The sequence below is a fragment of the Acidovorax sp. GW823-FHT01C06 genome (assembly GCF_058798375.1).
The window spans coordinates 28,239-37,434 of the sequence record NZ_JBXAKN010000013.1 but is presented as its reverse complement, the minus strand read 5'-3'; the positions used below and the strand labels follow the sequence as shown (position 1 = coordinate 37,434).

Here is a 9,196-nt window from a genome sequence, read left to right as displayed (position 1 = left end):
CCCCCACCATGCAGATCGAAACCCCACCCACCGAGAAGCGCTATGAAAAGCCCGAGGGCGAGCGCCGGGGCATCGTCATCGTCAACACCGGCGACGGCAAGGGCAAAAGCACGGCGGCCTTTGGCCTGGCGCTGCGCGCCCACGGCCGGGGCAAGGCCGTGAAGATCTTCCAGTTCATGAAGGTGCCCACCGCGCGCTTCGGCGAGCACCGCATGTTCGAGCAGCTCGGCCTGCCCATCGAGGGCCTGGGCGACGGCTTCAGCTGGAAGAGCAAGGACCTGGAGCACTCGGCCCAGCTGGCGCGCGACGGCTGGGAGAAGGCGCGCGCCGCCATCCTGTCGGGTGAGCACTTCCTGGTGGTGCTCGACGAGATCACCTACCCGCTGATCTACGGCTGGCTCCCGCTGGAGGGTGTGCTGCAGACGCTGCGCGAGCGGCCCAAGGAGGTGCATGTGTGCCTCACCGGCCGCCGCTGCCCGCCCGAGATCATCGAGCTGGCCGACACGGTGACCGAGATGCAGATGGTCAAGCACGCGTTCAAGGCGGGCATTCCCGCACAGCGCGGCATCGAGGACTGAGCACGTTCAAAGTCGCTTTGCGTCAATAATGCAACTTGGTTGCGTTATGCTTTCGCCCTTCCGCTTTCCCAAGGTCCTGTTCTATGCGCGTTTCCCTGACTTCCATTTCCCTGTGCCTCTGGTCTTTTGGCATGCAGTCACCGGCTGCGGCCGAGTCAGCCACCCTGTTGCCGGTGGAGGTGACGGCGCCGCGTGAGACGGCCGGCAGCACGCTGGGGCTCGACCTGCCTGGCACCACCGGCTCGCGCCTGGGCCTCACCGCACGCGAGACGCCCGCCAGCGTGAGCAGCCTGGGCGCGGCCGACATCACCGAGCGCAGCCTGACCCGCGCGCAGGACGTGGCCGTGCGCATGCCCGGCATCACCGAGGCGCCGGCCCCCGGCAACGGCGGCACCAGCCTGGTGGCGCGCGGCTTTGCGGGCCACAGCTCGGTGGCGCAGATGGTGGACGGCACGCGCCTCATCGTGGCCTCGGGCACCATCACCTACCCGTTCTCGACCTGGCCCATGGAGTCGGTCGAGGTGCTGCGCGGCCCGGCCTCGGTGCTCTATGGCGACGGGGCGATCGGCGCGGCCGTGAACTACGTGACCAAGCGCCCGGTCTTCGGAACGCCGCAGCGCGAGGCGTTCCTGAGCGTGGGTTCGTTCGGCAGCGTGCAGGGCGGCGTGGGCCTGCGCGGCCCCATCAACGATGTGCTGGCCTACTCGGTCTACCTCGATGCCGAAAAGAGCGACGGCTACCGCCAGTTCATGGACACGCAGCGCCACAACTACGCGCTGGCCCTGGCCGTGCGCGCCAGCCCCGATCTGAATGTGACCCTGTCGCTGGACGGTGGCGTGAACGACGATGCGCGCTACTTCGGCACCCCGCTGCGCAATGGCGTGCTCGACGAGCGCCTGCGCCGCACCAATTTCAACGTGGCCGACTCGGTGGTCCAGTACGACGACCGCATCTGGCGCGCCAAGGTCGACTGGCAGGCCGCCGCCGGCGTGCGCCTGCGCAACGAGACCTACCACCTGACCACCGACCGCCACTGGCGCAATGCCGAGGCCTATGCCTTCAATGCCGCCGGCACGGCCGTGAACCGCAGCGACTACCTGGAGATCCTGCACGACCAGCAGCAGACCGGCAACCGCCTCGACGCCGCGTTCGACGGCCACCTCGGCGGCATGAAGAACCGCTTCATCGTGGGCCTGGACTGGTACCGCACCAGGCTGCTGCACACCAACAACTCCCCGTACGGCGGGGCGAGCACGGTGGACCCGTTCAATTTCGCCCCGGGCGGCTTCATCAGCCCCGTGCCCACCCTCCCGGGCCGCGCGTCCGAACTCCAGACCACCGCGCTGTTCGCCGAGAACGCGCTCGACCTCACCAAGGAATGGAAGCTCGTGGCCGGCCTGCGCAGCGACCGCATGGAGCTTGACACCACCGACCTGCGCACGGGCGTGAACCTGGTCAAGAAGTATTCGCCCGTCACCGGCCGCCTGGGCGCCGTGTGGTCGCCCAGCGAGGCGCTGTCGCTCTACGGCCAGTTCGGCACCGGCACCGACCCGCTGTCCGGCGCGCTGTCGCTGCCGGGCGGCGGCAACACCTTCGACCTCACCAAGGGCCGCCAGGTCGAGGTCGGCGCCAAGGGCGCGGTGCCCGCCGTGCGCGGGGAGTGGACCGTGGCGCTGTACAAGATCGAAAAACGCAACCTGCTGTCACGCGACGCCGGCAACCCCAACCTCTCGCAGCAGGTGGGCCAGCAGTCCTCCACCGGCATCGAGCTGGCCTTCGCGGCCGAGCCCGTGCGCGGCTGGACCATCGACGCCAATGCCGCCTTGCTGCGTGCGCGTTACGACGCATTCAAGGAACTGGTCTCCGGCGCCCTGGTCTCGCGCGATGGCAACACGCCCACCGGCGTGCCCGAGCGCACCGCCAGCATCTGGACCACCTACCGCTTCCTGCCGCAGTGGCAGGCGGGTTTTGGCGCGCGCTACGTGGGCGCGCGCCAGGGCAACACCGCCAACACCACGCAACTGCCGTCGTATGTGGTGCTGGATGCCTCGCTGGCCTACGACCATTCGCGCAACCTCAAGCTCGGCCTGGCCGTGAAGAACCTGGCCGACCGCGACTATGCGCTGGCCGGCACGGCCAACGCGCGCTGGCTGCTGGGTGCGCCGCGCACCGTGCAGCTGACCGCGCGCGCAACGTTCTGATCGCGGCGAACCGGGCAAGGCGCGGCGCATGCTGAAGAAGCTCGTCATCTTCGTGCACAAGTGGCTGGGCGTGGTGCTGGCGCTGTTCTTCCTCATGTGGTTCGTGAGCGGGGTGGTGCTGTACTTCGTGCCGTTCCCCAGCCTCACGGCGGCGGAGCGGCTGGCCGCCTTGCCCGCCTTGACGCTGGAAGGCCCGGGATGCTGCCTTGCGGCGCAGGATGCCGCCCAGCGCGCGGGGCTGCGGCCTGCGGTGGGCGGCGAGGCGCGCCTGGGCATGCTGGGCGATGCGCCGGTGTGGCGCCTGCTGGCCACGGAAGAGGCAGTGCCGGCACGCGCCGTGGCGCGTGCGCCGCAGCCCGATGCCAGGCCGCGCTGGCGCACCGTGGACGCGCGCAGCGGGACGCTGCTCGCGCCGCTGTCGCCGGACGCGGCCGCCCGGGTGGCCGAGGCCTTCAGCGGCCGCCGCGCCACGGGCACCGAGTGGGTCGAGCGCGACCAGTGGACGGTGCCGCAGGGCCTGGATGTGCACCGTCCCCTCATCAAGGTGCTGCTGGACGGCGATGACGGACTGCAGCTGTACGTCTCGCCCGGCGCGGCAGAGGTGGTGCGCGACACGCGCCGCGCCGAACGCTTCTGGAACTGGGTGGGCGCCGTGCCGCACTGGATCTACCCCACCGTGCTGCGGCAGTTCCCCAGGGCCTGGCACCACGTGGTGGTGTGGCTTTCCATCCCCGGGGTGCTGCTGGCCGCCACGGGCATCGTGCTCGGCGTCTGGCAGCTGTTCCTGAACCGCCAGCGGTGGATTCCGTACCGCAGGTTCTGGATGCGCTGGCACCACATCCTGGGCCTGGTGGCCGCGGTGTTCACGCTCACCTGGATGTTCTCGGGGTTGATGTCGATGAACCCGTTTGGCGTGTTCGGCGGCGCGGCCGTGGGGCCCCAGGCGCGGGCGCAGTGGGCCGGTGAGCCCGCCCCGCTCGGCCGGGGGCCACGGGATGCGGTGGTGCTGGCGGCGGCGCAGGGCATGGTCGTGCAGGAGCTGGATCTGCTGCGCATCGCGGGCCAGGCCTGGTACCGGGTGCGTGGCCGGGAATCCGCGGGCATTCCTTCACAATGGCTGGTGCGGGCGGATGGTCCGTCTGCCACCATGGCGCGGGCACTGCCCGACGCCATGCTGCGCGCGCGGCTGCAGATGCTGCGCCCCGAAGCACCGGCACCTGCCGTGGAGAAGATGGAGCACTACGACGACCTTTACTATGCGCGGCGCCAGGACGGCGCTGCCCTGCACACGCGGCCGCTGCCGGTGTGGCGTGCGCGCTGGGCCGATGACGGGGTGGCGGTGTATGTCGACCCGGCGTCGGGCCGCATCGTGCTGCGCACCGACGCGGGCACGGCGTGGCAGCGCGTGCTGTACCACGGCCTGCACAGCCTGGATTTCGCGCCGCTGCTCGCGCGGCCTGTGCTGCGCACCTGGCTGATCGTCGGGCTTTCGCTGCTGGGTGTCGCGCTGTGTGCCACTTCGTGCGTGATCGCGTGGCGGGTGCTGGTGCCCCGGCGGCGCGCCGCCCGCGCCCAGGGGCCGGCCCGCGATGCGGGAGGCGCATGGACGGCGTAGTCGCGGGGCTGGTTCCCGGCGCGGGCTGGGCCGCATGGCGCGTGCTGGTGTGGGTACCCGCGTTGGCCCTGGTGATCGACTGGTGGCTGGGCGAGCCGCCCGCGGCCTGGCACCCCGTGGTGTGGATGGGCAAGGCGCTGCAGCGCGGGGGCGAGCGGCTGGCCCCCACGGTGCCCGTGGCGCAGGATTGGAGATGTTTTTGGCTTGCAGCGCTTGTCTGGTGTGCGCTGGCAGCTATTGTTTTGATAGTTTCCGCGATGTTGCAGCATGCGGCGTTCGCACTGCATGAACTGCTTGCCGCGGCCGTGCTGGCCTTTCTGCTCAAGCCCTTGCTCGCCTGGCGCATGCTGCGCGACGAGGTGCTGGCGGTGGAGGTGGCGCTGGGCCAGTCGCTGCCCGAAGGGCGCGCGCGCCTGTCGCGGCTGGTGAGCCGGGACGTGAGCGCCCTGAGCGCTGTCGAGGTGCGGGAATCGGCCATCGAATCGCTGGCCGAGAACCTCAACGATTCGGTGGTGGCGCCCCTGTTCTGGTTCGTGCTGCTGGGCCTGCCCGGTGCCGCGCTGTACCGGTTTGCCAACACGGCCGATGCCATGTGGGGCTACCCCGGCATGCGCGGGGGACGCTACTGGCAGTGGGCGGGCAAATGGGCCGCGCATGCCGATGATGTCCTGTCGTGGCTGCCGGCGCGCATCACCGCCTTGCTGCTGGTGGCCGGCGCACGCGGCATGCGGCTGCGCACGCTGGCGCGCCAGGCCCGCAAGACGCCTTCGCCCAACAGCGGCTGGCCGATGGCGGCCATGGCGCTGGCGCTCGGGGTGCGGCTGGCCAAGCCCGGCGTGTACACGCTGCATGGCGCGGGCCGCGCGGCCGGTCCGCTGGATACGCGGCGCGCGGCGCGCCTGGGCGGCAACGCGGTGCTGGCGCTGGTTCCGCTGCTGGCGGCCGCCCAGTTGCTGCTGGTGATGGTGTGCACGGCATGAGCGGGCCCCTGCGCTGGAGCGCGGCCGCCCCCGAGCACGGCGGGCCGGATGCGATGGGCGCCGCGCTCCATGACTTCTCCACCAACAGCAATGCCTGCGGGCCATGCCCGGGAGCGCTGCATGCCGTGCGGGCGGCCGACGCCACCCGCTACCCCGACCCGGCCTACACCGCCCTGCGCGAGGGCCTGGGGGCATTCCACGGCGTGGCCCCCCGGCGCATCGTGCTGGCGGGCGGCGCCAGCGAGTTCATCCACCGCATCACTGCGCTGGCCGTGCGGCAGGGCTGCGTGCAGGTCGCGTTGCCCGCGCACAGCTATGGCGACTACGCCCAGGCCGCGCAGGCGCGGGGCCTGGCACTGGCGCGCGCAGGCGAAGCGGGCGCGGGCCTGGCGGGCTTGGCGGGCTTGCAATGGGCCTGCGACCCTTCCAGTCCCCTGGGCCGGCCAGACCCTGCCGCGCATGTTTGGCATGCGCCGGCCGATGGCGGCGTCCCCGGCGTCCTGCGCGTGCTCGACTGCGCCTATGCGCCCCTGCGGCTGGAGGGCCCGGGCGCCTGGACCGGCCGGCCCGCCACCACCCCGGCCCATTGCTGGCAGGTGTGGACGCCGAACAAGGCACTGGGCCTCACCGGCGTGCGTGCGGCCTATGCCGTGGCGCCCGCGGGTGCCGAAGGGCAGGTGGACACACTGGTTGCGCTGGCTCCCTCGTGGCCGCTGGGCGCGCACGGCGTGGCCCTGCTGCAGGCCTGGCTGGACCCCGCCGTGCAGCAGTGGGTGGTGGGCAGCCTTGCCACCCTGCGCGACTGGAAAGCGCGCCAGCTGGCGCTGTGCGCGGGCCTGGGCTGGGCGGTGCGGGCGGGCAGCCAGGCCAACTACTTCTGCGCCCGGCCTGACGGCGGGCCCGATCCCCAGTCCCTGGCCGAACGGCTGGCCGGGCTGCGCGGCCAGGGCATCAAGCTGCGCGACTGCACCTCGTTCGGCCTGCCGGGCCATGTGCGGCTGGGGGTGCTGCCGCCAGCGTCGCAACAGGCTTTGCTGCAGGCATGGGGGCGCTGATCCCGCGCCGCGCGGGCGCTACCATGCCGGATTCATCCATGCATCTTCCTCTCCCTATCTCTTCAGGAGGCCCGGCCCCCGTGCGAACCATCACCGTCACCCGCTACGTCACGCCGCTGCGTGAAGGCGGATCCATGCCCGCCGTGGTCGAAGGCGACGACCTCGGGCTGTACGTGCTCAAGTTCCGGGGGGCGGGGCAGGGCGTGCGCGCCCTCCTGGCCGAGCTCATTTCCGGGGGGCTGGCGCGGGCCCTGGGCTTGCCCGTGCCCGAGATCGTGCTCGCCCAGCTGGACACGGGCCTGGCCCAGACCGAGCCCGACCCCGAGATCCAGGACCTGGTGCGCGCCAGCGGCGGTCTCAACGTGGGGCTCGACTACCTGTCGGGCGCGCTCAACTTCGACCCCGCGGTGGACGAGGTTTCCGAGGACTTCGCCTCGCGCCTGGTGTGGTTCGATGCCCTGGTGGCCAATGTGGACCGCACGGCGCGCAACACCAACCTGCTCGTGTGGCACCGCAAGCCCTGGCTCATCGACCATGGCGCCTCGCTCACCTTCCACCATGCGTGGAATGGCGCGGTGGCGCAGCCCGCCAGGCCTTTCGCGCCGATTGCCGACCATGTGCTGCTGCACCGCGCCACGGCCATCGGCGAGGTGGACGGCGAACTGGCGGCGCTGCTCACGCGCGAGGTGCTCACGGGCATCCTGGCGGATGTGCCCGATGAATTCCTGGCCTTGGCCGGCGCCGAGCATGCCGAGGGCCCGCTGTCGGCCCCGGCCAGCCATCGCCAGGCCTATGTGGACCATTTCGCGGCGCGCATCGCGGGGCGCGAGGCCTGGGTGAAGGGGGCCATCGATGCACGCGGCTGAGGTGTACGACTACGCCATCGTGCGTGTGGTGCCGCGCGTGGAGCGCGAGGAGTTCATCAACGCGGGCGTGATCCTCTCGTGCCAGCGCAGCGGCTTCCTGCAGGCCGCCATCGCGCTCGACGAGGCGCGCCTGCTGGCCATCGACCCGCGGGCCGACATCGACACCGTGCGCCGCCACCTGGGGGCCATCGTGGCCATTTGCGCCGGGGACGAGGGCTGCGGGCCGATTGCGCGGCTGCCCTACCGCTCGCGCTTTCACTGGCTCACCGCCAGGCGCAGTGCCGTCATCCAGACATCGCCCGTGCACACCGGCCGCTGCACCGACGCGGCGGCGGCGCTCGACCACATCATGGACCGCATGGTGAGGCCCCTGCCTTGAACGCATCCACTTCTCCGCGCATGGCGCGCTGCGTGATGGTGCTGGGCACCACCAGCGGCGCCGGCAAGAGCTGGCTCACCACCGCGCTGTGCCGCCACTACAGCAACCTGGGCCTGAAGGTCGCGCCGTTCAAGGCGCAGAACATGAGCAACAACGCGCGCGTCGTGCCCGGCCCCGGCGGGTTGCTGGGCGAGATCGGCAGCGCGCAGTACTTCCAGGCCCTCGCGGCCCGCGCCGGGCCCGAGGTGCGCATGAACCCACTGCTGCTCAAGCCCGAGGCCGACACGCACAGCCAGGTCGTGCTGATGGGGCAGGTGAGCGCGGAGCTCACGGCCATGCCCTGGCGCGGCCGCAGCGAAAAGGTGTGGCCGCAGATCGCCGCCGCGCTCGATGCGCTGCGCGCCGAAAACGACGTGGTGGTGATCGAAGGCGCGGGCTCGCCCGCCGAGATCAACCTGCACGCGAGCGACATCGTGAACATGCGCGTCGCGCGCCATGCCGGCGCCCGCTGCCTGCTGGTGACCGACATCGACCGGGGCGGCGCCTTTGCGCACCTGTACGGCACCTGGGCGCTGCTGCCCGAGGACGAGCGCGCACTGATCCATGGATTCGTGCTCAACAAGTTCCGTGGCGATGCCCGCCTGCTGGCGCCCGCGCCGCAGATGCTGCAGGACCTGACCGGCGTGCCCACCGTGGCGACGGTGCCGATGCACTGGCGCCATGGCCTGCCCGAGGAGGATGGCGTGTTCGACGACCGCAGCACCTCGGCCGGCACCGTGCACACCACCGTGGCCGTGGTGGCCTATCCGCGCATCAGCAACCTCGACGAGTTCCAGCCCCTGAAGAACGTGCCCGGCGTGCGCCTGCTGTGGGCGCGCAGCCCGGCCGACCTGGGCGGCCTGAAGCCCACGGACTGGGTGGTGCTGCCCGGTTCCAAGGCGACGGCCGCCGACCTGGCCTGGCTGCGCGCGCAGGGGCTGGACCAGTCCATCGCGGCCCATGCCGCGCGGGGCGGGGCCGTGCTGGGGGTGTGTGGCGGCCTGCAGATGCTGGGCGAGGCGCTGATCGACACCGAGGGCATCGACGGCAATGCGCCCGGCCTGGGCCTGCTGCCGCTGGTCACCGCCTTCGCGCGCGACAAGACGGTGCGGCTCACGCGCGCGCGTTGCGGTGTGCTGCCGGGCGCCTGGGGGGCGCTGTCGGGGGTGGAGGTGGCGGGCTATGAAATCCACCACGGCCAGACCGCGCAGCACCCGGCCATGGCGGCCAAGGGCGATGTGGCGCACGAGGTGATGCCAGGCCTGGCCTGGAGCAATGCGGCGGGCAATGTGCTGGGGGTGTACCTGCACGGCCTGTTCGAGGACGGGGCGGCGCTCCAGGCGCTGTTCGGTGCGCGGCTCGCCGCGCCGGTGCCCACGCTCGACAGCGTGTTCGACGGCCTAGCGCACGCCATCGGCCCCTGTTTCACGCCCGGGGTGCTGGATGCGCTGGTGGCCGCGTAGGGCTGCCGCGGTGGCGGGCC

The 9,196-nt window shown here is 71.7% G+C and carries 8 protein-coding genes; all 8 read left to right on the top strand.

Going from position 1 to position 9,196, the window contains the following annotated elements:
* The first annotated feature begins 8 nt into the window (after positions 1 to 8).
* Entirely contained in the window at positions 9 to 578 is a 570-nt protein-coding gene (cobO, locus tag AC1RCS_RS22080) for a cob(I)yrinic acid a,c-diamide adenosyltransferase (protein ID WP_218294164.1), read from the top strand.
* 131 nt (positions 579 to 709) lie between these two features.
* A complete protein-coding gene (locus tag AC1RCS_RS22075; RefSeq protein ID WP_492255484.1) occupies positions 710 to 2,779 on the top strand; it encodes a TonB-dependent receptor in 2,070 nt (689 codons plus the stop codon).
* 28 nt (positions 2,780 to 2,807) lie between these two features.
* Positions 2,808 to 4,394 carry a PepSY domain-containing protein gene (locus AC1RCS_RS22070; protein ID WP_492246022.1) on the top strand — a complete coding sequence of 529 codons (1,587 nt, stop codon included), beginning with the start codon at positions 2,808 to 2,810 and terminating at the stop codon, positions 4,392 to 4,394.
* Positions 4,382 to 5,374, top strand: coding sequence for an adenosylcobinamide-phosphate synthase CbiB (gene cbiB / locus AC1RCS_RS22065; RefSeq protein ID WP_492246021.1), 993 nt, complete (start codon positions 4,382 to 4,384; stop codon positions 5,372 to 5,374). The genes AC1RCS_RS22070 and cbiB overlap by 13 nt, the downstream gene beginning before the upstream one ends.
* Complete coding sequence (locus AC1RCS_RS22060) at positions 5,371 to 6,429, top strand: aminotransferase class I/II-fold pyridoxal phosphate-dependent enzyme (RefSeq protein ID WP_492246020.1); 1,059 nt, start codon at positions 5,371 to 5,373, stop codon at positions 6,427 to 6,429. The genes cbiB and AC1RCS_RS22060 overlap by 4 nt, the downstream gene beginning before the upstream one ends.
* Positions 6,430 to 6,509: 80 nt before the next feature.
* Complete coding sequence (locus AC1RCS_RS22055) at positions 6,510 to 7,295, top strand: HipA family kinase (RefSeq protein WP_218294168.1); 786 nt, start codon at positions 6,510 to 6,512, stop codon at positions 7,293 to 7,295.
* Complete coding sequence (locus AC1RCS_RS22050; protein ID WP_492246019.1) at positions 7,282 to 7,674, top strand: DUF3037 domain-containing protein; 393 nt, start codon at positions 7,282 to 7,284, stop codon at positions 7,672 to 7,674. The genes AC1RCS_RS22055 and AC1RCS_RS22050 overlap by 14 nt, the downstream gene beginning before the upstream one ends.
* A gap of 35 nt (positions 7,675 to 7,709) precedes the next feature.
* Positions 7,710 to 9,176 carry a cobyric acid synthase gene (locus AC1RCS_RS22045; RefSeq protein WP_492246089.1) on the top strand — a complete coding sequence of 489 codons (1,467 nt, stop codon included), beginning with the start codon at positions 7,710 to 7,712 and terminating at the stop codon, positions 9,174 to 9,176.
* Positions 9,177 to 9,196: the final 20 nt, after the last annotated feature.

What these genes read in the sequence shown, in the direction of transcription:
- AC1RCS_RS22045 (WP_492246089.1), top strand. Translation starts at nt 7,710, where the DNA reads ATGGTGCTGGGCACCACCAGCGGCGCCGGCAAGAGCTGGCTCACCACC.
- AC1RCS_RS22050 (WP_492246019.1), top strand. Translation starts at nt 7,282, where the DNA reads ATGCACGCGGCTGAGGTGTACGACTACGCCATCGTGCGTGTGGTGCCG.
- AC1RCS_RS22070 (WP_492246022.1), top strand. Translation starts at nt 2,808, where the DNA reads ATGCTGAAGAAGCTCGTCATCTTCGTGCACAAGTGGCTGGGCGTGGTG.
- cbiB (WP_492246021.1), top strand. Translation starts at nt 4,382, where the DNA reads ATGGACGGCGTAGTCGCGGGGCTGGTTCCCGGCGCGGGCTGGGCCGCA.
- AC1RCS_RS22060 (WP_492246020.1), top strand. Translation starts at nt 5,371, where the DNA reads ATGAGCGGGCCCCTGCGCTGGAGCGCGGCCGCCCCCGAGCACGGCGGG.
- AC1RCS_RS22075 (WP_492255484.1), top strand. Translation starts at nt 710, where the DNA reads ATGCAGTCACCGGCTGCGGCCGAGTCAGCCACCCTGTTGCCGGTGGAG.
- cobO (WP_218294164.1), top strand. Translation starts at nt 9, where the DNA reads ATGCAGATCGAAACCCCACCCACCGAGAAGCGCTATGAAAAGCCCGAG.